Consider the following 20,455-nt stretch of genomic DNA (forward strand, 5'->3'; position numbering starts at 1 on the left):
GTGGCGGCCCGTATCCTCAGGGACCATGCTCGAAGACCACCAGGCAACCACAGTTGAGGTTCCCGCACAGCAGGCGGCGGGCGTGCCCTGGCCCACCGGATACCCCGGCGGGTACGCGGTGGTGGATGTGGAGACCACGGGGCTCGCACCGGATGACCGGATCGTATCGGCGGCGGTCTACCGACTGACCGCCAGGGGGGAGGTGGAGGATCACTGGTACACGCCGGTCAACCCGGAGCGTGACCCGGGCCCGACCTGGATTCACGGGCTGACCAGCGACATGCTGGCCGACGCGCCGCTGTTCGCCGAGATCGCCGGCGATTTCGCGCAACGCCTCGAAGGGCGGGTGCTGGTCGCCCACAACGCCGTCTTCGACTGGAAGATGATCGCCCGCGAGTACGCGCGGGCCAAGCGCGTGGCGCCGGTGGAGCAGCGGCTGTGCACCATCCAGCTGTCCAAGGCGCTGGGCCTGCCGCTGGCCAACCACCGCCTGGAGACGCTCGCCGCCCACTTCGGGGTGGAGCAGCGGCGCGCGCACCACGCGCTGGACGACGCACGGGTGCTGGCGGAGGCGTTCCGGCCCAGCCTGGAGCGGGCCGCGCGGCTGCGGCTGCCGCTTCCGCTGCTGGCGTGTCTGCCGGTCACCGACTGGCCGCAGGCCGCGTCGGGCGGCGCGGCACGGGCGTCCGGCGGCAGCGGGGCGGGCTGGCAGCCCGGGTGGCGGGCGGCGAAGCGGCGCCCGCCGTGCCCGTACCCCAACCCGGGCCGCTACGAGCCGGGCGGGCGGCTGACCCAGGGCATGCGGGTCGCGTTCTCCGGGGACACCTCGGTGGACCGGGAACTGCTGGAGGACCAGGCGTTCGAGGCCGGTCTGCACATCGCCACCAGCGTGTCCCGGCTGACCAGTGTGCTGGTCACCAACGACCCGCAGGCACCCACCAGCAAGGTGGCGAAGGCCAGGGCGTACGGCACTCCGGTGCTGGACGAGGCGGCGTTCACGCATCTGCTGCGGGAGGTGGCCCCGGCGCCGGAGGTCTGACCACGTTCGGGTAACGTCGTCAGCCGTGTACCGCTTTCTGCTGACGCGGCAGTGGGTGACTCTCACGCTGGTCGCACTCGCGCTGATCCCGGCCTTCGTCTGGCTGGGCTTCTGGCAGCTGCACCGGCATGAGCAGCGGGTCGCCCGGAACGATCTGATCTCCCAGAGCCTGGCGGCACCCGTGGTGCCGATGACCGAGCTGACCTCGGTGGGCACCGGCCCGGACCCGGAGGACCGCTTCCGGCCGGTGACCGCCACCGGCGTGTACGACGCCGGTCACGAGGTGCTGACCCGCTCCAGAACCGGGCCGAACGACGAGGTCGGCTATCTGGTGCTGACCCCGCTGCTCCAGGACGACGGCACGGCGGTGCTCGTCAACCGCGGCTGGGTGCCGGCCGGCGGCGATGTGACGGTGGCGCCCGAGGTGCCGGACCCGCCGGCCGGCGAGATCACGGTGACCGGGCGGCTGATGGTGGACGAGACCACCGCGAACACCGGCATCAAGGACCGGCCCGGCCTGCCGGAGCGCATGGTGATGCTGGTCAACAGCGAACAGCGCGCCGAGGCGCTGGGCACGCCGATGCTCGCCGGGTTCATCGACCTGACGGACAGCTCACCCGCCGACGGGGCGGAGGGCGCGCCGCTGCCGCGCGACGCCCCCGACCACACCGGGATCGGCGCGCACTTCGCCTACGCCATCCAGTGGTGGATCTTCGCCGCCGGTGTCCCGGCGGGATGGATCATCCTGCTGCGCCGCGAGGTCAAGGACCGCGAGGCGGAGGCCGGGAAGCAGCACCGGACACCCGCTCCCTCCCCCGCCCCGCACAGGGAACCGGCCGCCGCCACCGGCGGTTGAGGCGCCCGTAGGGGACAGGTCAGCTGACGCGCTCCGGCGGATGCTTCGCCGCGCGCAGCCGGACCTCCGTGGGCAGGGACTCCAGACCGGCCGAGCGGCCGGCGTGGGCGAGCGCCTCGGCCTCCAGCCGCCGGACCACGTCCGCCGGTTCGGCCTGCGGGGAGAGCAGCAGACCCACCCGGGCCCGGGGCTCGGTGCGACGGCCGGTGAGGGTGACCGTCGCGTGGTCGATGCCCGGCAGCGACTCCGCCTCGGCCCTCACGACCTCCTCCATCGCCTGCCCGCGCAGCAGCGCGCCCACTCCGTCCTCGCTGTCCACCAGGATCTCGCTCAGCCGCCGGCGGCGCAGCTGGGCGAGCAGCCACCACAGGGCCAGCAGCACCAGCAGGCCGAGCAGGCCCAGGACCACCGGCCAGAACCAGCCCGCCTCGTGCCAGCGGGTCCGGCCGTCCGCGCCCAGCAGGACGTTGCCCGGGCCGCGCCAGGTGTAGCCGGACGGCAGGGTGATGCCCCAGCGGCCGGGCAGGTCGAGGGCCGCGAACAGCACGGCGAGGCCGACGGTCAGCAGACCTAGACCGGTCAGGGCGAGCAGGATCCGGTTGGTGATCCGCAGCATCGTGGTCTCATCCCTTCGGCCGGCGGACCTGGACGGTCAGCGCCGGTTGTCTGGCCAGGCCGAGCCCGGCGATGCCGTCCTCCAGGACCTCGTCGAGATCGGCCCGCACCTCGTGCAGATCCCGGAAGTGCGCCTGCGCCCGGACCCGCACCCGCCGCCGGCCGACCCGGACGCGTACCGCCCGCACCCCCGGCACCTGGAGCCCTCGGTCACGCAGCACCACGGCCGCCGCGCGGCGCTCTATGCCGGCACGCAGCACCGCGCTGTCCCGGCGCATGGGCAGCAGCCCGCGCAGCCCCGGGGTCAGGGCCAGCACGATCAGCACCAGCCCGAGGACCACGGCGGACCCGGCCGCCGCGATCACCCACGGGTCGTCCAGGGGGCGGGTGGCGAACTCGTCGGCGAGCCGTCGCCGCCAGGCACCGACCGGGCGGTCGGCGCGCACCGAGGCGACGTCGTACAGCAGCAGGGCGGCGGCCAGGAGCAGGACGAGGGCCACGAACGCGGCCGGGCAGCGGCGCACCGACCAGAAGCGGCCGGCCGGCTCCTGGCCGCCGACGCCCTCCGGTTCGTAGCGCGCCGCCGAGGAGGACACGGCCATGCCACCGGCGGGGGTGACGTCCGGCTGCGGCTCCTTCTCCGGCTCCTTGGCCAGGGAGACCGGCCGCTCCTCGCTCACCGGACTCTCCCCGCACTCGCGCCGCGCGACTCCGCCGAGTGCAGCCGTTCCACGTCGACGGCCACCTCCGGTGCGTCGAGGTCGGCCAGCTCCTTCATCCGCAAGACGATCTGCCGGCGCACCGCCCCGCACTGGGCGCCGATGTCGGAGGGGTAGGACAGTTCCACGGCGACCCGGATCCTGGCCGGGCCCCGGGTGGGGCGCAGCACCGCCGTGGCGGAGGGCCGCGCGCCGGGCGCGGGGCGGCCGAGTGCCTCGCGCGCGGCCTGGGCCGCGAGCTTGGCCACCACGCGCTCGGTGATCCGGGTCGCGCCGCGCTCAGCGGCGGGCACCACCGATGTCATCGGATCTCACCTCCGCCGATCCCGCTCGCCGCGGTCCCTGACCCGGAAGAAGTCCCCGGGCTCCAGGTCGCCGTCGGCGAACCGGCCGGCCACGAACCCGATCGCTCCCAACGCCGCGACCAGCAAGAAGGCCCCGAATCCGCCGAAATACCCGGCGAATCCCAGTGCCATGCCGGCCACCATGCCGACCACCGCCATGCTCATCCGTCCGCTCCTTCGCCGCGCGACGCCCCGGTAACCCCTGGTGCTGTCCCAGGGCTTGTCCGACGGATCCCGCCTGGCCCGCGTCTCTCCCCCAGCCTGGCGGCCGGGAGGTGCCCCCAGCACCAGACACCGCGGGCCTTAACGGCGCTATCCGTCGGACAAGCCCTAGTGCAACGCCGGGCGGGAGTCCTCGTCATCTTCCTCGCTGTCGGGCAACTTCACATCCACCACGGCGATATTGACCTCGACCACTTCCAGTCCGGTCATGCGCTCCACCGCGGTGATCACATTCTCCCGGACGGTGCGCGCCACATCGCCGATGGAGACCCCGTACTCGACGACGATCTCCAGATCGAGCGCCGTCTGCACCTCCCCGACCTCGGCCTTGACGCCCCGGGTGGCGGACTTGCCGCTGCCAGGCACCCGGTCCCGTACGGCGCCGAACGTGCGGGCGAGGCCGCTGCCCATCGCGTGCACGCCCACCACGTCCCGGGCCGCCATCCCGGCGATCTTGGCCACCACGCCGTCGGCGATGGTGGTGCGCCCCCGGGTGGCGGGATCGCCGGTGCCACGGCGCCCCGCGAGGGACTTGCCGGGCAGCTCGGTCGTCGTCCCGACCTCGGTTTCGGTATCGGACACGGAACCTCACCCCACTTCGACATCCACATCATCCGAACGGTGGTCAATTCACCGTCCGCCGGCAACCCTACGCGTGCCCGCTGACACGCCGCTCCACGCATGGCGCATGCTGGTCGCGGCGAAGGGATGCGGACGATGAGCGACGAGCGGCTGTTGCACGCGGTACGTCAGCAGGTGGAACTGGGGCGGCTGGTGCCGCTCGGTTCGGCGGCCGACGGGGCGTGGCTGGCGGAGCGGGCGGCCGCCGGGGCGCTGCGCCGGGCGGTGGCGGCGGCGGTACCCGCGGCGCGCGTCGAGGAGTTGCGGCTCGCGGTCACCGAGCCGGAGCCGGCGCCCGCGGCGGTGCCCCCGCCGGCCAGCGCGCTGCCACCCGGTCCGCTGGCCATGACGGCCACCGTGGCGGCCCCGGTGCACCAGCCGCTGCCCGAGTACGCCAATGCGCTGCGGCTGGCGCTGGCCCAGGCGGCCCGCGACCGGCTGGGGCTCGCGGTGGCCACCATCGATCTGCGGGTGGCCGGGCTGATCGAGGATGCCGGGGAGGCCGGCGGGCCGGAGGTGACCGCGACGGCGCCGGGGCCGGCGGACCGCGCGGGCGGGGGCGCGGTGGCCGCGGCGGTGCGGGTGGTGCCCGGGGTGTACGCGCTGCCGCACCGCGTCGAGATCACCGACAGCGCGGAGCCGCCGTGCCGGCTGGTCCGGCTGGTGCTTGCGGTGACGGACGGCCGCCGGGTGCTGGACGTCGTCCGGGAGGCCCGGCTGGCCGCCGCCGCCGCGCTGGACGACGAGGCGCCGGGCCCGGTGCGGGTGTCCGCCGTGGTGACCGACGTGGTGCCAGACGGTCAGCTGCCGTCCGCCGGTTAGGCCGTCTCTTTCGGGTCTTCGCTGGTCGGGCCGCTCCCCCGGCCGGCACCGGGAGGTGCCCCACCGGAGGCCGCCGGCTCGGACCGTGCGCTCACTCGCCCAGGCCGGTCAGGTCCCGCAGCCGGCGGGTCTGGGCGGCGCGTTCGGCCTCGCGCTGTACCTCGGGGGTGTGGGCGGACGCCGCCGCCAGCAGTGCCTTGGTCTCGGTCACCGCCGCGCGCGGTGCGGCGAGCAGCGCGGTGGTCAGGTCCTCGATGGCGGCGGCCAGTTCCGCCGCCGGGACCACCAGATTGGCCAGGCCGGTGCGCTCGGCCTCCTCGGCGTGGAGGGTGCGGCCGGTGGCACACACCTCCAGCGCACGCGGATAGCCCAGCAGTTCGACCAGCGGCTTGGTGCCACCGAGATCGGGCACCAGGCCCAGGGTGGTCTCGGGCATCGCGAAAGCGACGTCGTCGGCGCAGATCCGCAGATCGCAGGCGAGGGCGAGCTGGAAGCCCGCGCCGATGGCGTGCCCCTGCACGGCGGCGACGCTGATCAGGTCGCTGCGGCGCCACCAGGTGAACGCCTCCTGGTACTCGGCGATGACGGCGTCGATCTCCCCGTCCGGGCGGCGGGCCAGGGCGGGGAAGGACACCTCACCGTCGATGCCCTCTGGGGTGAACGCCCGCCGGTCGAGACCGGCGGAGAAGGAAACCCCTTCGGCGCGCAGCACGACGACCCGTACGGCGCCGTCCAGACGCCGCCCGGCCTCGGCCAGCGCCCGCCACAGGGCAGGGGTCTGGGCGTTGCGCTTGGCCGGGTTGGTCAGGGTGACGGTCGCCAGGGCACCGTCGGCGTCGACGGTGACCCGTACACCGTCCTTCTCCAGCAGCGTCATCGGGTCAGGTTATCCGCCCCCGGCGGCGGTGTGATCAGGCCGCCGGGGACTTTTTTCCTCTGGTCGCGCCGCCGCGGCCACGCAGGGTGACGTCGGCTTCGCTGAGCATGCGGTGCACGAAGCCGTAGGACCTGCCGGTCTCCTCGGCCAGGGCCCGGATACTCGCGCCGGATTCGTATTTACGCTTGAGGTCCGCCGCGAGCTTCTCGCGTGCGGCGCCGGTTACCCGGCTGCCCTTCTTCAGAGTCTCGGCCACCCGTGCCTCCTCGTGGGAAGTGCGCTGTTGGACTCTCCGAACTGACTCTCATGATCACCCCTATCCCGCTTCCTGGCCACCCATTCGACGATGTCCGTACGACAAGCGGACAACGGCTTCCCGGCGCGTCGCGTCCGTACGGCGGAGGACTCTCGCGCCGCGGGCCGCGCGGGTGTGGCGGGGCCAGGACCGAATCCGCTGGTCAGCGAGGTGGCGCGGCGGGCGTGCGCACGTGAGGAGGGCGGTCGTACGACCGGCGCACTGACACGCCGCGGTACGAGCCGCCCTCACTCATATGAAGGATCAAGACTGGGCCGAATGATCCATCCCGGATGATCACATCCGGTGGATCGGGCCGTCATCAGGCGAGCGCCACCAGGTCCAGGTAGTCCTTGCCCCACAGGTCCTCCACGCCGTCCGGCAGCAGGATGATCCGCTCCGGTTCGAGCGCCTGCACGGCGCCCTCGTCGTGGGTCACCAGGACCACCGCGCCGGTGAAGGTGCGCAGCGCGCCCAGGATCTCCTCGCGGCTGGCCGGGTCGAGGTTGTTGGTGGGCTCGTCCAGCAGCAGCACATTGGCGGAGGAGACGACCAGGGTGGCCAGGGCCAGCCGGGTCTTCTCGCCGCCGGAGAGCACCCCGGCCGGCTTGTCCACGTCGTCGCCGGAGAACAGGAAGGAGCCCAGCGTCTTGCGGATGGCCACCAGGTCCATGTCGGGGGCGGCCGTGCGCATGTTCTCCAGCACGGTGCGCTCGGGGTCCAGCGTCTCGTGCTCCTGGGCGTAGTACCCGAGCTTGAGCCCGTGGCCGGGAGTGACCTGGCCGGTGTCGGGCTTCTCCACGCCGCCCAGCAGCCGCAGCAAGGTGGTCTTGCCCGCGCCGTTGAGGCCCAGGATCACCACCCGGGAGCCCTTGTCGATGGCGAGCGAGACATCGGTGAAGATCTCCAGCGAGCCGTACGACTTGGACAGGCCCTCGGCCATCAGTGGGGTCTTGCCGCACGGGGCGGGGTCGGGGAAGCGCAGCTTGGCGACCTTGTCCTGCTGCCGTGCCTCCTCCAGGCCGGACAGCAGCCGCTCGGCGCGGCGGGCCATGTTCTGGGCCGCGACGGTCTTGGTGGCCTTGGCGCGCATCTTGTCGGCCTGGGCGTTGAGGGCGGCGGCCTTCTTCTCGGCGTTGGCGCGCTCGCGCTTGCGGCGCCGCTCGTCCGCCTCGCGCTGGGCCAGGTACTGCTTCCAGCCCATGTTGTAGATGTCGATCTGGGAGCGGGTGGCGTCGAGGTAGAAGACCTTGTTGACGACGGTCTCCACCAGCTCGATGTCGTGGGAGATGACCACGAGCCCGCCCCGGTAGGTCTTCAGGAAGTCCCGCAGCCACGCGATGGAGTCGGCGTCCAGGTGGTTGGTGGGCTCGTCGAGCAGCAGGGTGTCGGCGTCCGAGAAGAGGATGCGGGCCAGCTCGACGCGGCGCCGCTGGCCGCCGGAGAGGGTGTGCAGGGGCTGGCCGAGCACCCGGTCGGGCAGGCCGAGGCTGGCGGCGATGGTGGCCGCCTCGGCCTCGGCGGCGTACCCGCCCTTGGTGAGGAACTCGGTCTCCAGACGCTCGTACTTCTTCATGGCGCGCTCGCGGGTGGCGCCCTTGCCGGTGGCCATCCGCTGCTCGTTCTCGCGCATGCCGCGCAGCACGGTGTCCAGGCCGCGGGCGGAGAGCACCCGGTCGCGGGCGAGCACGTCGAGGTCGCCGGTGCGCGGGTCCTGCGGCAGATAGCCGGTCTCGCCGCCGCGGGTGATGGTGCCGCCGGCCGGGATGCCCTCGCCGGCCAGGCACTTGGTCAAGGTGGTCTTGCCGGCGCCGTTGCGGCCCACCAGACCGATCCGGTCGCCCCGGGCGATGCGGAAGGACGCGGATTCGATCAGAACGCGGGCGCCGGCGCGCAGCTCGACACCGGTTGCGGTAATCACAGGAACACTCCAGGTGAGGACGTACGGGCAGAAGCTTCTTGTGGAGCGGGTACGTCCGCTAAGCAACGAGGAGCGAGATGTCCATACGGGGTAGTTTACCGGGGGCTCGCAAACCTTTTTCGCGCCCCGCCCGCCCCCGGAAACCCCCGGGACGCCCTCAGACGCCGCCGTTGTGGACCTGGAAGGCCGCCCGGCGGACGCGTTTGGCGGTGGCGGGGTCGGGGTGGGCGGCGGCCAGCGCGAGCAGGACCTGCACGGTGTGCGGGTGGCCGCAGGTGCGGATCTCGGTGAGCAGTTCGGGGATGGAGGGCTGGACGGCCGAGTCGAGGTGGTCCAGCAGGAGCTGTCCCGAGCCGTGCTCGTGGGCCGCCGAGGCGGTGTCCACCCACAGCCAGGTGGCCTCCTGCCGGGTGAGGACGGTCAGCGGCGCCTCCTCCGGGTCGGCGTCCGCGCCCTCCCCCTCGTGCTCGGCCAGCCACAGCAGCGCGTAGGGCCGCAGTCCGGCCTCCGCGGCGGCGGCCCGTACGGCGGTGCGGGCGGGGGCGCCGACCACCCGCAGCGCGTCGAAGGCCAGGCCGCGGATGAGGGCGTCCTCGCCGCGCGCGGCCTCCAGCAGCTCGTCGACGGCGGGCCCGGTGGGGCGGGCGGCCAGCCAGGCGCGGTACTCGGCGCGGGCGGGGCCGGGGGTGAGTCCGGCGCAGCCGCGCAGCATGCCCACGGCAGACTGTTCGATGTTGCCGGCCGGGCTCTGGGCGGCGATGCAGATCTGTTCCAGCTTGGTCCACATCGCCCAGCCGCCGAGCGGGGTGAGCCGGGCCCTGGCGGGGGTGTCGCCGTAGCGGGCGTGCAGGGTGAGGGCGCCGACGGCGGCGAGCGCGTCCAGGGCCCAGCCCAGCAGCCGTACGAGTTCGGGATCGGGGGTTATCGAGGCGGCGGCGGCCGGGGCGGGCCCGCTGCCCGGCCGGCCTTCGCGCAGCTCGGTGACGCGCTGGCGCAGCAGGTCCAGGAGTTCCACGGCGGTGACGGGGCCGTCGGACAGCTGCATGAAGGCGAGCAGTTGCGGGACGGCGGTGATGATCTCGGCGACCAGGGTGGTGTCCGCGTCGCCCGGGGCGGGGCGGGCCAGGGACCAGGCGTCGAAGAGGGCGACCCAGCCGCGCAGCACGGCGGTGTCGTCGCTGTCCCAGGCGCGCAGCCGCCAGCCGCCGCGTACCTCTCCGGCGGTGCTGCCGGGTCCGGGGTCGCCCTGTTCGACGAGGCCGGCGAGGCGGGCGTTGCCCCACAGTTCGCGCAGTTGGGCGGGGCTGAGCCGCAGCGCCGCGGCGGCCCGGTCGGTGGCGGCGTCCGGGGCGCTGCCGGTGAGCTGGGCCCAGCGGGCCACGCGTACGGCGTCGGCCAGCCGGTCGCGGGCCTGCCGGGCGAGCTCGGCGCGCGGCGGGATGCCGCGGGGCGGGGTGGGGGTGCGTCGTGCGGCGGGGCGGGTTCGGGTTCGCCGGCCCGCGGCGCCGGGCTGGGCGGGCACTTCGGGGACCAGGTGCAACCGGGGCTCGCGCGGAGTTCGGGACGTCACCCGAGCAGTTTCACCGCTGAGGGCTCGAAAGCCCAAACGGCGGTCGTCCGCGCTCACATGAGGGGGGTGACAAAGCGCCGCAGGACGTCCTCGTAGTCGGCCGGGTCGGCGTTCCACATGGCGGCGTGCTCGGCCTGTCGGACGGTGTGCAGGACGACGGCCTCGGGGTGCCGTGCGGCCAGGGCCCGGGAGGCGTCCCAGGGGGCCACGGTGTCGCCGGGGCCGTGCAGGATGAGCACCGGCAGCGGCTTGCCGTGTGGCCCGGTGATCAGCGGCGGCGGGTCGGCGTCGTGCGGCAGGAGCCCGCCCTGGGCGCCGGCGACGGCCAGCGGCAGCAGCGGGGTGGGGACACCGCGCCGGGCGGCCAGCGCGCGCCGGGTGGCGGCCCGGTCCAGGACGGGTGAGTCGAGGACGAGTCCGGCGACGTGGCGGGCGAGCGGGGAGTGGGCGGCGGCGTACAGGGCCATGGTGGCGCCGGTGGACCAGCCGTGCAGGATCACCCGGCTGGCGCCCAGGTGCAGGGCGTGCCGGATGGCGGCGTCGGCGTCGTGCCATTCGGCGGCGCCGAACCGGTTCCTGTCCTGGCGGGTGCGAGGGGCGCCGGGACCGCCCGGATCGCCGCGGTAGCGGGGGATCAGCACCGGGAACTGGTCCCGCTGCCAGCGGGGCAGCAGGTTGAGCGCCTGTTCGCGGGTGGCGCCGAGTCCGCCGTGCAGGGCGATGATCCAGGTGTCGCGGTCCCCGGGGACCCACCAGGTCGGCAGTGCGCCCAGTTCACCGGGGACGGTGATGTCGGTGTACGGGATGCCGAGCGCCGTGAGCGGGTCGCCCTGGTAGAGCTGCGGGGTGACGGTGACGTGGGTGCCGGGAGTGAGCCGTGGGCCCTCCTCCGGGGTGGTGCCGATCAGGCGGCGTACGACGGTGCGGTCGCCGGCGGGTACGTCGAGCAGTTCACCGACGACGGCCCGGGCGGGCGGGTCGCCGTGGCTCGCCACCAGCGCGTACGTGCCCGGGCGCAGGGTTTCCAGCGTGCGGGTGAGGGTGATGCGTCCGGCGGCGGTGGCATGCACCGTCAGCGGGACGCCGGTGAAGCCGACCGGGGTGGTGGCTCGTCTGCCGCTGCGTACCGCCGCCACGGCTGCCGCGGCGGTGGCTCCCAGCAGGGCTGTGGCGGTCATCGCCGCCGTAGTGCGCCGGACCATGGCTCCAGCATGCGGGTGGACGTGGAGCGCGGCCACTCGGGGCGGGGTGAAGAGGGTGTGCGAAGGGGGTGTAATGCGCCTCGTTCACCTGCGCATTCACCGTTCTGACAAGGGTCCTTGGGACACAGCACCAGGTGGCTGCCAGCAGTTCACTTTCCGTTCATCTGTTTCTTTTACGTTCACCGCGGCCTTGCCCCGTCGAACTGATTGTCCGGTGGATGGAACACATCACGCTGTTGATCGCGATCGTGATCGTCACGGCTTTGGTATTTGACTTCACCAACGGCTTCCATGACACGGCCAACGCCATGGCCACCACCATCTCCACCGGGGCCATGAAGCCCAAGGCGGCGGTGGCCATGTCGGCCGTCCTCAACCTGGTCGGCGCCTTTCTGTCGGTCGAGGTGGCGCGGACCATCTCGGGCGGGATCATCGACGAGTCGGCGGGTGTCCGGCCCGAGGTGATCTTCGCCGGTCTGGTGGGCGCCATCATCTGGAACCTGCTCACCTGGCTGGTGGGGCTGCCCTCCAGTTCCTCGCACGCCCTGTTCGGCGGACTGATCGGGGCGACCATCGCCTCGGTGGGCCTGGACGCCATCCACGGTGACGCCGTGGTGATGAAGGTGATCGTGCCGGCGCTGGTGGCGCCGCTGGTGGCGGGGTTCGCCGCGATGTGGGCGACCCGCCTGACGTACCGGGTGGCGCGCAACGCGGATGAGCGGGCCACGTCCAAGGGGTACCGGGCGGGCCAGATCGGCTCGGCCGCGCTGGTCTCCCTGGCGCACGGCACCAATGACGCGCAGAAGACGATGGGCGTGATGACCCTGGCGCTGATCGCGGGCGGGGCGCTGGCCCCGGACTCGGATCCGCCCATGTGGGTGATCGCCTCGGCCGGGATCGCGATCGCGCTCGGTACCTACCTGGGCGGCTGGCGGATCATCCGCACGCTGGGCAAGGGCCTCACCGACATTCAGCCGCCGCAGGGCTTCGCGGCCCAGACCAGCGCGGCGACCACGATCCTGGCCTCCTCCCACATGGGCTTCGCGCTCTCCACCACCCAGGTGTGCTCGGGGGCGGTCATGGGCTGCGGCCTGGGCCGCAAGGGCGGCGTGGTGCACTGGTCCACGGCGCGCAAGATGGTGGTGGCGTGGGGGCTGACGCTGCCGGCCGCCGGCATCATCGGCGCGCTGGGCGCGCTGCTGGCGGAGCAGGGCACCTGGGGTGTCAGCGCGGTGCTGGCGCTGCTGATCGTGGTGAGCACCGCCATCTTCCTGCGGTCGCGGCGCGACCCGGTGGACCACTCGAACGTGAACGACGTGAACGACGTGAACGAGCCGGTGGCCGGCGGTGGCGCCGGCCGTGCGGACGCGGAGCCGGCCGCGATGCCCGGGGCGGTCGCCATACCGCTCCAGGTGACGATTCCGCAGGCGGCCTCCGCCGCCCGGGCCGGCGATGAGCCGTCCGTACCCGACAAGCCCACCACGACGGTCTGAGGTAACAGCGATGAACATCGAGTGGTCCGTACTGGGCGAGGTCGTCCTGGTCTCCATCCTGATGACGGTGGCGCTGGTCGGCCTGTTCACGGTCGGCATCGTCACCGGATCCGCCCAGGACGGCGTCACGGCGACCGCCGCCGCCCGGCCGAGGCTCGCCGTGACGCTGAGCAAGCTGATCGCCTACACCTGCTTCGCGCTGTGTGCCGCGGCGGTCGTCTTCGGGATCTATCTGATCGCGTTCTGATCGCGTTCTGAGCGCGCTCGGTCGAGCGTCCTCCTCCGGGGTGCCCCCGGCCCGGGACAAGGGCCGGGGGCACCGCTACGGAACGAGGGCGATCAGAGCGGGATCAGCCCTCGGCGGTCCTGCGGGCGGCTGCCGCCGCCATGGCGCGGCGCCGGGCGACCAGGAGGATGCCGCCGCCGCCCAGCAGGGCGATGGCGCTGCCCGCGAGGTACGGCGTGCGGGGGTCGCCTCCGGTGGCGGCCAGGTCCGGGGTGCGCTGGTCGACCTCGCTCCGGTCACCGGTCTGGGTGCTGGGGCCCTGCGGCTCCGGCTGCTCCTCCTCGGCCGGCGGCTCGGGCTCCTCGCGCTCGGGCTCCTCCTCCTCGCCCGGGTCCCGCGTGCCGTCCGGGGTGGTGCAGCCGACCTCGGCCAGCGTGATGCGGCCCTCGACCTCGGCGACGTTGAGCTTGAGCGGGTTGACGGAGATCTGGAGGTCCAGCGCACTGGCGGCGGCGGTGTCGGTGGTGGTCTCGGTGCTGGACAGGTCCAGCTGGACGGAGCCGACCCCGGGCACCTCCACCGTGGTGCTGCCGCCGGTGCTGAGGGTGATCTCCTTGCCGAGCACCGTGACGCTCGCGCCGAGGTTGGCCTCGGCGACGGGGGCGGCCCCGGTGGCGCAGACGGCGCGGGCGGTGACGGCCTCCAGTTCGACCACGGACAGCAGCGGCAGCCCGGGGACGTGGATCTTCGCCTCGGCGAGCGAGACCTCGGCCTCGGTGCCGTCCGCGGTGGCGGTCGCGGAGGCGGAGGCGACATCGGCGCGCAGCACCTGGAAGGGGCGGCCGCCGTCCACCCCGTCGAGGGTGGCGCTGAGGGCGGTCTTGTCGGCGGTGCCCTCGGTCTCGGGGGCGTTCACCTCGTTGAGCGTGAGTTCGAGCGGCAGCTGGACGGTGCGGTTGAGCAGTCCGACGTCCAGTCCGGTGCGGAGCACGGTGGCGCGGGCCGAGCCGCGGCCGTCGCGCTCCTCACCGGCGCTGTCCCCGCCGGTCGTCGCGTACGCGGGGCCCGCGGCCCCCAGCAGCGCGGCGGTGGCCAGCAGGACGGCTGACCGGCGGAAGGCAGAGTTGTACACGTGTGGAACCCCCACAGAAAAGTTGGCGCCGCCACGCGTGCCGATGGGGGACATCACACGCGTTGGCGACTGGGACTCCGCCATCCTTGACGTTCAAACATGGAAACGTCAGCAGTCTTCGGGCACTTCACCCGAACGGGGCAAAGTCGCTCAGGCATGCGAATCCTGGGCCACTCCTGTTCTCCCACGTCCCCGTTTTCACCCGGACGCGCGCTCCCTCAGGCCACCACACGCCCCCGCAGTACCACCCGGCGCGGGCGGGCCAGCACCGCGAGTTCGGCCCGCGGGTCCTCCCCGTACACCACCAGATCGGCCGGGGCGCCCTCTGTCAGACCCGGACGACCCAGCCACTGTCGCGCCCGCCAGGACGCCGCGCCCAGCGCCGCGTGCACCGGCAGCCCGGCCGCCCGCAGTTCGGCCACCTCCTGGGCGATCAGCCCGTGCCCCAGCGAGCCCCCGGCGTCGGTTCCGGCGAAGACCGCGATCCCCGCGTCGTACGCCGCCCGCACCGTGTCGTACCGGCGGGCGTGCAGCCGCCGCATGTGGTCCGCCCAGCGGGGGAACTTCGCCTCCCCGCCCTCCGCGAGCCGGGGGAAGGTGGCGATGTTGACCAGCGTCGGCACGATCGCCACCCCGCGCTCCGCGAACAGCGGGATCAACTCCCGGGTCAGCCCGGTGGCGTGCTCCACGCAGTCGATGCCCGCCTCCACCAGATCGCGCAGCGAGTCCTCGGCGAAACAGTGCGCGGTGACCCGCGCGCCCTCCTCGTGCGCCGCCGCGACGGCCTCGCGCAGCGCCGGGGCGGGCCAGCACGGCGTCAGGTCGCCGCGCTCGCGGTCGATCCAGTCGCCGACCAGCTTCACCCAGCCGTCGCCGCGGCGGGCCTGCTCCCGTACCGTCGCGGCGAGCGCGGCGGGCTCGACCTCCTCGGCGTAGTTGCGGATGTAGCGCCGGGGGCGGGCGATGTGCCGGCCGGCCCTGATGAGGTGCGGGAGGTCGGCGCGGTCGTCGATCCAGCGGGTGTCGGCGGGCGAGCCCGCGTCCCGCAGCAGCAGGGCACCCGCGTCCCGCTCCGTCAGCGCCTGCCGTTCCGTGGTGGCCCGGTCCACGGCGCCGTGCGCGTCCAGTCCGACATGGCAGTGCGCGTCCACCAGGCCGGGCAGCACCCAGCCGCTGACCGTGGTCATCTCCCGCACCCCCACGGGGCGCCGGAAGGTGATCCGGCCGCCGACGACCCACAGTTCGTCCCGCACCCGCCATTCGGCCCGCGCACCGTCCACCGCGGCCGGGCCCAGCAGGACCCGTCCCTTGATGTGCATCGCCGGTGTGTCGTCAATCATGCTCGGCAGCCTACAAATTGGCTGCTAGTCTCCAGCGTCGCCGGGGGTCCGGACGTTGGTCCGCGTGGTGCACGACGTGTCGAACCAGGACGGGGGGTTCGACGGGAGAACCGGGTCCGCAACACCAAGGAGGCCGGCGTGGCCGACCCCAGCGAGGATTTCAGCGCGGAGTTCGACGCGTTCTTCGAACGGCACCACGCCGAACTCGCCAGGCTCGCCCACCTGCTGCTCGGCGGGCCGGACGGCGCCGAGAGCGCCGACGACCTGGCCGCGGACGCGCTGGTCGCCATCTGGCACCGCTGGGAGCGGGTACGGGCCGCCGACCGCCCCATCGCGTACGCCCGGGGCGTGGTGGCCAATATGGCGCGCTCCCGGATCCGCAGCAGAACCCGCGAGCGGCGCAGGATCGCGCTGTTCTGGTCGCAGCACAGCACCCACACCAACGGCCCGGACGTACCCGCGGTGCTCGATGTACGGGCCGCGCTGGGCCGGCTGCCCTACCGCAAGCGCGCCTGTGTGGTGCTGCGGCACGCCTTCGACCTGTCCGAACGCGAGACCGCCCGCACGCTGGGCATCTCGGTCGGTACGGTGAAGAGCCAGACCTCGCGCGGCATCGCCGAGCTGGAGCGGTTGCTGACGCCGGGTGAGGCCGGCCGCGGCGAGGGCGGTGGCCCGCCCCTGCGGGCGCTGCGCACCGGACCGGTGGAACGGAGTAGCTGATGGCGGAGCGCACGGAGCCGTCCGGGGTGACCGGCGCGCTGCGCGAGGCGGCCGGCGCGCACCGGCCGGACCGGGAGCGGATGCGGGCGCGGGTGAGCGCGGGCATCGCGGACGGCGGCGGGCTCCCGGAGCGTACGCCGCGCCGCGTGCCGTGGCCTGCCGCGCTGCCGGCCCGGGCGCGGGCCGTCGGTGCCGCGGCGGTGCTCGCGGTGGCGGTGGCCTGGTGGGGCCCGGCCGCGGGCCCCGACCCGGTGCCGCCGGCGGGTGAGGCGCCGCCGCCCGCGGCGGTGACCGCCGGGCCGCTGAGCGCGCTGGGCGAGGTGGATCCGGGCTCGCACGCCTTCTGGTCGCAGAGCAATGTCACGGTGCGCACGGCGGAGCCACTGACCGCGTTCACGCTGGAACTGCGGGTGACCGGCGGGGAGGGGGTGCGCTCGACGGGGGCCTGGCGGACGCTGCCCGGCGAGGACTTCGAGCTCACCGTGAGCCAGGAGGCGGGGCAGCTGGTCCACCGGTGGGAGCTGCGGGCCGGGGCCGAGGTGCCGGCCGGGACGCATGTGTTCGCCGCGCAGTACGACCATCCGGCGGGCGAACGGGAACCCGAGCGCGACCGTTACCTCCTCCGGGCGACGGGAGTGGGCGGCCCGTTCTCCGCCGAAGGTGCTTTCCGGTGAATGGCACGCGTCAATTCAGTGCCTTTTCAACCATCGCGCGGACTGCTCTTTCCGGGTGAATGTTTTGGCCGACATATCAAGGGCCTCCTGCCCCGTTTTCCGGACCTCAAACGCGCGCATTGTGGTGGATGTAATGCACCACACAACCCCGTGAACAGGTCACAGCTTCGTTACGCATCCGTGACAAACGACAGATCGTCGCCCCATTTGTCACGGTAACTAACCGAAATATCCGGGCAAGTCGCCAAGCCTTCAGGCGATCACGGGGCCGCCCCCATAACATATCGCCCACCGCCCGGGTAACCCCCTCTCGCGATGCGATTTCCTCCCATGCTCGGTAAATTCGATGGGCATGACCCCCGCACAAGCAGACCATGCACGTGCCGACCAGGAATTCATCGAAATAGCCGGCGGACTACGACTGGAAAGCCCGCGTCTTGAGGATGGAGCAGCATTGTGGCGCATCGCCCGTGACTCCAAGGCCCTCGACCTGAACTCCTCCTACAGCTACCTTCTGTGGTGCCGCGACTACGCGGGCACCTCGATCGTGGCGAGGGACCGTACCGGTGAACCGGTCGGGTTCATCACCGGCTACACCCGCCCCGAGGCCCCGCGCACCCTGCTCATCTGGCAGGTGGCCGTCGACGCGGCACAGCGCGGCAAGGGACTCGCCGCGGCGATGCTGGACGGCCTGGTCCTGCGCACCGGCCGCGAGTGGGGGGTGGACACGGTGGAGACCACCATCACACCGGACAACACCGCCTCCAACCGGCTGTTCGCCTCCTTCGCCGAGCGTCACGGCGCCGGGCTCGAACGGGAGGTCCTGTTCGACTCCGGGGCCTTCCCCGAGAACGGACACGAGCCGGAGGTGCTCTACCGGATCGGCCCCGTCCCGGCACCCGGCGGGCCCTAGGCCGCCGCTCCCCTCCCCCACCCCACTTCCCCAAGCCACTCGCGTACCGCATCCCCCAGGGAGAACGCCGTGACCATCACCCAGCCCGATCTGAGCGTCTTCGAGGCCGTGGAGTCCGAAGTCCGCAGCTACTGCCGTTCCTGGCCCACCATCTTCGACCGGGCCCACGGCAGCTACCTGTACGACGAGGACGGCCGCACCTACCTCGACTTCTTCGCCGGGGCGGGGTCGCTGAACTACGGGCACAACAACCCCGTCCTCAAACGCGCCCTCATCGACTACCTGGAGCGCGACGGGATCACCCACGGTCTGGACATGTCCACCACCGCCAAGCGGGCGTTCCTGGAGACCTTCCGCGACGTCGTGCTGCGCCCCAGGGACATGGACCACAAGGTGATGTTCCCCGGCCCCACCGGCACCAACGCGGTGGAGTCAGCACTCAAGCTGGCCCGCAAGGTGAAGGGCCGCGAGTCGATCGTCTCCTTCACCAACGCCTTCCACGGCATGTCGCTCGGCTCGCTCGCGGTCACCGGCAACGCCTTCAAGCGGGCCGGCGCCGGCATCCCGCTGGTGCACGGCACCCCGATGCCGTTCGACGACTACCTGGATGGGCAGACCCCGGACTTCATCTGGTTCGAGCGGCTGCTGGAGGACTCCGGGTCCGGGCTGAACCAGCCCGCCGCCGTGATCGTGGAGACCGTCCAGGGCGAGGGCGGGATCAACGTGGCGCGCCCCGAGTGGCTGCGCGCGCTGGCCGATCTGTGCCGGCGCCACGACATGCTGCTGATCGTCGACGACATCCAGATGGGCTGCGGCCGTACCGGGGCGTTCTTCTCCTTCGAGGAGTCGGGCATCGTCCCGGACATCATCACCGTGTCGAAGTCGATCGGCGGCTACGGGCTGCCGCTGGCGCTGACCCTCTTCCGTCCCGAACTGGACGTCTGGGAGCCGGGTGAGCACAACGGCACCTTCCGCGGCAACAACCCGGCCTTCGTCACCGCCGCCGCCGCGCTCAACACGTACTGGAGCGACGGCCAGATGGAGAAGCAGACCCTGGCCCGCGGTGAGCGGGTGGAACAGGCGCTGCGCCAGATCGTCGCCGAACACGCGCACGCCGGGGCTTCCTACCGCGGACGCGGTCTGGTCTGGGGACTGGAGTTCCAGGACCCGGAGCGCGCCACCGCCGTGTGCAAGCGCGCCTTCGAACTCGGCCTGCTGCTGGAGACCTCCGGCCCGCAGAGCGAGGTCGTCAAGTTCCTCCCGGCCCTGACGATCACCCCCGAGGAACTGGACGAGGGCCTGCGCATCGTCACCCGCGCCATCCGCGACACCGACTGAGCGGCCGGTGGGCCCGCCTCCGGCCGGAGGCGGGCCCACCGTCGCGTCCGGTCCACCGACCGTCCGACCGATCAGCACCGAGACAGCCACGAGAAGGGAAGTCGAACACCGTGATCGTCCGATCCATCAGCGACATCGAGGGCACCGACCGGGACATCGAATCCGCGTCGGGCACCTGGCGCAGCAAGCGCATCATCCTGGCCAAGGAGCGCGTCGGGTTCTCCCTCCACGAGACGGTGCTGTACGCCGGCACCGAGACCTCGATGTGGTACGCCAACCACGTGGAAGCGGTCTTCTGCGTGTCGGGCGAGGCCGAGCTCACCAACGACAACACCGGCGAGAAGCACCGCATCACCCCGGGGACGATGTATCTGCTGGACGGTCACGAGAAGCACACCGTCCGGCCGGTCACCGACTTCAAGGTGCTCTGCGTCTTCAACCCGCCGGTCACCGGCCGCGAGGACCACGACGAGAACGGCGTCTACCCGCTGCTCACCGAACCCGAGGTGAGCTGAGCGCACAGCCGCCGACGGCGGCACCACCACCCGGAACCGGAAAGGGAAGGCACGCACCATGACCATCGCCCGCGAACGCACCGCTGACCTGTACCCGACCCGTGGCGCCACCGAGGTGTCCACCCCGCGGCAGGATCCGGTGGTGTGGTCCCCGCCCGGCACCGCCGGGCCGGTCGGCGCGCAGCAGCTGGCCGGTCTGGAGCGGGACGGTTTCCTGGCCGTCGATCAGCTCATCACCGCGGACGAGGTGGCGGTGTACCGCGCCGAACTCGACCGGCTGATCGCGGACCCGGACATCCGGGCGAACGAGCGCTCGATCATCGAGCCGCAGTCGCAGGAGATCCGTTCGGTGTTCGAAGTGCACAAGCTCAGCCAGGTCTTCGCCGATCTGGTGCGCGACCCCCGGGTGGTGGGGACGGCGCGCCAGATACTGGGCTCCGAGGTGTACGTCCACCAGTCGCGGATCAACGTCAAGCCGGGGTTCGGCGCCAGTGGCTTCTACTGGCACTCGGACTTCGAGACCTGGCACGCGGAGGACGGGCTGCCACGGATGCGCACGATCTCGGTGTCGATCGCGCTGACCGAGAACTACGACACCAACGGCGGCCTGATGATCATGCCGGGGTCGCACCGGACGTTCCTGGGCTGCGCCGGTGAGACGCCCAGGGACAACTACAAGAAGTCGCTGCAGATGCAGGACGCCGGGACCCCGTCCGACGAGGCGCTCACCCGGTTCGCGCAGGAGCACGGCATCAAGCTGTTCACCGGTGCGGCCGGTTCCGCCACCTGGTTCGACTGCAACTGCATGCACGGGTCGGGGGACAACATCACCCCGTACCCGCGCAGCAATGTGTTCATCGTGTTCAACAGCGTGGAGAACACAGCTGTGGAGCCGTTCGCCGCGCCGGTCCCGCGCCCCGACTACATCGGGGCCCGGGACTTCACCCCGGTGCGGTAACCGGGATCAGTGATACGGCTGGGGAGGGCCCCGGCGCCCCGCC

General features: G+C 72.7%; 23 protein-coding genes. 11 read left to right on the plus strand and 12 right to left on the minus strand.

Annotated elements, in window-relative coordinates; all coding sequences use genetic code 11:
* Positions 1 to 25: 25 nt before the first annotated feature.
* Both SXIM_RS04020 and SXIM_RS04025 read left to right on the plus strand, forming a co-directional pair.
* Positions 26 to 1,039, plus strand: a complete 1,014-nt coding sequence (locus tag SXIM_RS04020) for a DEDDh family exonuclease (RefSeq protein ID WP_030733824.1) — start codon at positions 26 to 28, stop codon at positions 1,037 to 1,039.
* 25 nt (positions 1,040 to 1,064) lie between these two features.
* Positions 1,065 to 1,895, plus strand: coding sequence for an SURF1 family cytochrome oxidase biogenesis protein (locus SXIM_RS04025; protein WP_046722960.1), 831 nt, complete (start codon positions 1,065 to 1,067; stop codon positions 1,893 to 1,895).
* 19 nt (positions 1,896 to 1,914) lie between these two features.
* Here the strand turns inward: SXIM_RS04025 and amaP are convergent, their stop codons facing one another.
* The 5 genes from amaP to SXIM_RS04050 form a co-directional block, all read right to left on the minus strand.
* Positions 1,915 to 2,511: an alkaline shock response membrane anchor protein AmaP gene (amaP, locus tag SXIM_RS04030; protein WP_030733828.1), complete on the minus strand. Its 597-nt coding sequence runs from the start codon at positions 2,509 to 2,511 to the stop codon at positions 1,915 to 1,917.
* Positions 2,512 to 2,518: 7 nt separating this feature from the next.
* Entirely contained in the window at positions 2,519 to 3,190 is a 672-nt protein-coding gene (locus SXIM_RS04035) for a DUF6286 domain-containing protein (RefSeq protein ID WP_053116079.1), read from the minus strand.
* Positions 3,187 to 3,534, minus strand: coding sequence for an Asp23/Gls24 family envelope stress response protein (locus SXIM_RS04040; RefSeq protein ID WP_030733832.1), 348 nt, complete (start codon positions 3,532 to 3,534; stop codon positions 3,187 to 3,189). Before SXIM_RS04040 ends, SXIM_RS04035 begins: the two co-directional genes overlap by 4 nt.
* Before the next feature lie 6 nt (positions 3,535 to 3,540).
* Positions 3,541 to 3,738, minus strand: a complete 198-nt coding sequence (locus tag SXIM_RS04045) for a hypothetical protein (RefSeq protein ID WP_046722961.1) — start codon at positions 3,736 to 3,738, stop codon at positions 3,541 to 3,543.
* A 165-nt stretch (positions 3,739 to 3,903) separates the two neighbouring features.
* Entirely contained in the window at positions 3,904 to 4,338 is a 435-nt protein-coding gene (locus SXIM_RS04050; RefSeq protein ID WP_046725418.1) for an Asp23/Gls24 family envelope stress response protein, read from the minus strand.
* A 174-nt stretch (positions 4,339 to 4,512) separates the two neighbouring features.
* On the opposite strand from SXIM_RS04050, the gene SXIM_RS04055 reads away from it, so the two are divergent.
* Positions 4,513 to 5,238 carry a hypothetical protein gene (locus tag SXIM_RS04055; protein WP_046722962.1) on the plus strand — a complete coding sequence of 242 codons (726 nt, stop codon included), beginning with the start codon at positions 4,513 to 4,515 and terminating at the stop codon, positions 5,236 to 5,238.
* A 91-nt stretch (positions 5,239 to 5,329) separates the two neighbouring features.
* Here SXIM_RS04055 and SXIM_RS04060 read toward each other — a convergent pair whose 3' ends face one another.
* The 5 genes from SXIM_RS04060 to SXIM_RS04080 form a co-directional block, all read right to left on the minus strand.
* On the minus strand, positions 5,330 to 6,115 hold the full coding sequence (locus tag SXIM_RS04060) for an enoyl-CoA hydratase/isomerase family protein (protein ID WP_046722963.1): 786 nt from the start codon (positions 6,113 to 6,115) through the stop codon (positions 5,330 to 5,332).
* Between the two features lie 34 nt (positions 6,116 to 6,149).
* Positions 6,150 to 6,371 carry a helix-turn-helix domain-containing protein gene (locus SXIM_RS04065; protein WP_030733842.1) on the minus strand — a complete coding sequence of 74 codons (222 nt, stop codon included), beginning with the start codon at positions 6,369 to 6,371 and terminating at the stop codon, positions 6,150 to 6,152.
* A gap of 361 nt (positions 6,372 to 6,732) precedes the next feature.
* Positions 6,733 to 8,331 carry a ribosomal protection-like ABC-F family protein gene (gene abc-f, locus SXIM_RS04070; protein ID WP_030733844.1) on the minus strand — a complete coding sequence of 533 codons (1,599 nt, stop codon included), beginning with the start codon at positions 8,329 to 8,331 and terminating at the stop codon, positions 6,733 to 6,735.
* A 157-nt stretch (positions 8,332 to 8,488) separates the two neighbouring features.
* Positions 8,489 to 9,901 carry a hypothetical protein gene (locus SXIM_RS04075; RefSeq protein ID WP_375879707.1) on the minus strand — a complete coding sequence of 471 codons (1,413 nt, stop codon included), beginning with the start codon at positions 9,899 to 9,901 and terminating at the stop codon, positions 8,489 to 8,491.
* Positions 9,902 to 9,954: 53 nt separating this feature from the next.
* Positions 9,955 to 11,103, minus strand: a complete 1,149-nt coding sequence (locus SXIM_RS04080; protein WP_046722965.1) for an alpha/beta hydrolase — start codon at positions 11,101 to 11,103, stop codon at positions 9,955 to 9,957.
* Between the two features lie 218 nt (positions 11,104 to 11,321).
* On the opposite strand from SXIM_RS04080, the gene SXIM_RS04085 reads away from it, so the two are divergent.
* Both SXIM_RS04085 and SXIM_RS04090 read left to right on the plus strand, forming a co-directional pair.
* The gene (locus tag SXIM_RS04085; RefSeq protein WP_030733849.1) at positions 11,322 to 12,596 is read left to right on the plus strand and encodes an inorganic phosphate transporter; all 1,275 of its coding nucleotides are present in this window, start codon (positions 11,322 to 11,324) and stop codon (positions 12,594 to 12,596) included.
* A 10-nt stretch (positions 12,597 to 12,606) separates the two neighbouring features.
* On the plus strand, positions 12,607 to 12,843 hold the full coding sequence (locus SXIM_RS04090; RefSeq protein WP_046722966.1) for a hypothetical protein: 237 nt from the start codon (positions 12,607 to 12,609) through the stop codon (positions 12,841 to 12,843).
* Positions 12,844 to 12,946: 103 nt separating this feature from the next.
* Here SXIM_RS04090 and SXIM_RS04095 read toward each other — a convergent pair whose 3' ends face one another.
* Together SXIM_RS04095 and SXIM_RS04100 are read right to left on the minus strand one after the other, a co-directional pair.
* Positions 12,947 to 14,008, minus strand: a complete 1,062-nt coding sequence (locus SXIM_RS04095; RefSeq protein WP_030733853.1) for an SCO1860 family LAETG-anchored protein — start codon at positions 14,006 to 14,008, stop codon at positions 12,947 to 12,949.
* Positions 14,009 to 14,172: 164 nt separating this feature from the next.
* A complete protein-coding gene (locus tag SXIM_RS04100) occupies positions 14,173 to 15,294 on the minus strand; it encodes an amidohydrolase family protein (RefSeq protein WP_234306901.1) in 1,122 nt (373 codons plus the stop codon).
* Positions 15,295 to 15,432: 138 nt separating this feature from the next.
* Between SXIM_RS04100 and SXIM_RS04105 the strand changes: the two genes are divergently transcribed.
* The 6 genes from SXIM_RS04105 (at position 15,433) to thpD (ending at position 20,412) form a co-directional block, all read left to right on the plus strand.
* The gene (locus SXIM_RS04105) at positions 15,433 to 16,014 is read left to right on the plus strand and encodes a SigE family RNA polymerase sigma factor (RefSeq protein ID WP_046722967.1); all 582 of its coding nucleotides are present in this window, start codon (positions 15,433 to 15,435) and stop codon (positions 16,012 to 16,014) included.
* Positions 16,014 to 16,688, plus strand: a complete 675-nt coding sequence (locus SXIM_RS04110; protein ID WP_046722968.1) for a hypothetical protein — start codon at positions 16,014 to 16,016, stop codon at positions 16,686 to 16,688. Before SXIM_RS04105 ends, SXIM_RS04110 begins: the two co-directional genes overlap by 1 nt.
* Positions 16,689 to 17,040: 352 nt before the next feature.
* Positions 17,041 to 17,601, plus strand: a complete 561-nt coding sequence (gene ectA / locus SXIM_RS04115) for a diaminobutyrate acetyltransferase (protein ID WP_046722969.1) — start codon at positions 17,041 to 17,043, stop codon at positions 17,599 to 17,601.
* Positions 17,602 to 17,670: 69 nt separating this feature from the next.
* The gene (gene ectB, locus SXIM_RS04120) at positions 17,671 to 18,939 is read left to right on the plus strand and encodes a diaminobutyrate--2-oxoglutarate transaminase (protein ID WP_030733863.1); all 1,269 of its coding nucleotides are present in this window, start codon (positions 17,671 to 17,673) and stop codon (positions 18,937 to 18,939) included.
* Positions 18,940 to 19,049: 110 nt separating this feature from the next.
* Positions 19,050 to 19,454 carry an ectoine synthase gene (locus SXIM_RS04125; protein WP_030733865.1) on the plus strand — a complete coding sequence of 135 codons (405 nt, stop codon included), beginning with the start codon at positions 19,050 to 19,052 and terminating at the stop codon, positions 19,452 to 19,454.
* A gap of 58 nt (positions 19,455 to 19,512) precedes the next feature.
* On the plus strand, positions 19,513 to 20,412 hold the full coding sequence (thpD, locus tag SXIM_RS04130) for an ectoine hydroxylase (protein ID WP_030733867.1): 900 nt from the start codon (positions 19,513 to 19,515) through the stop codon (positions 20,410 to 20,412).
* The last annotated feature ends 43 nt before the right edge of the window (positions 20,413 to 20,455 follow it).

Source organism: Streptomyces xiamenensis, from assembly GCF_000993785.3.
Lineage (GTDB): Bacteria > Actinomycetota > Actinomycetes > Streptomycetales > Streptomycetaceae > Streptomyces > Streptomyces xiamenensis.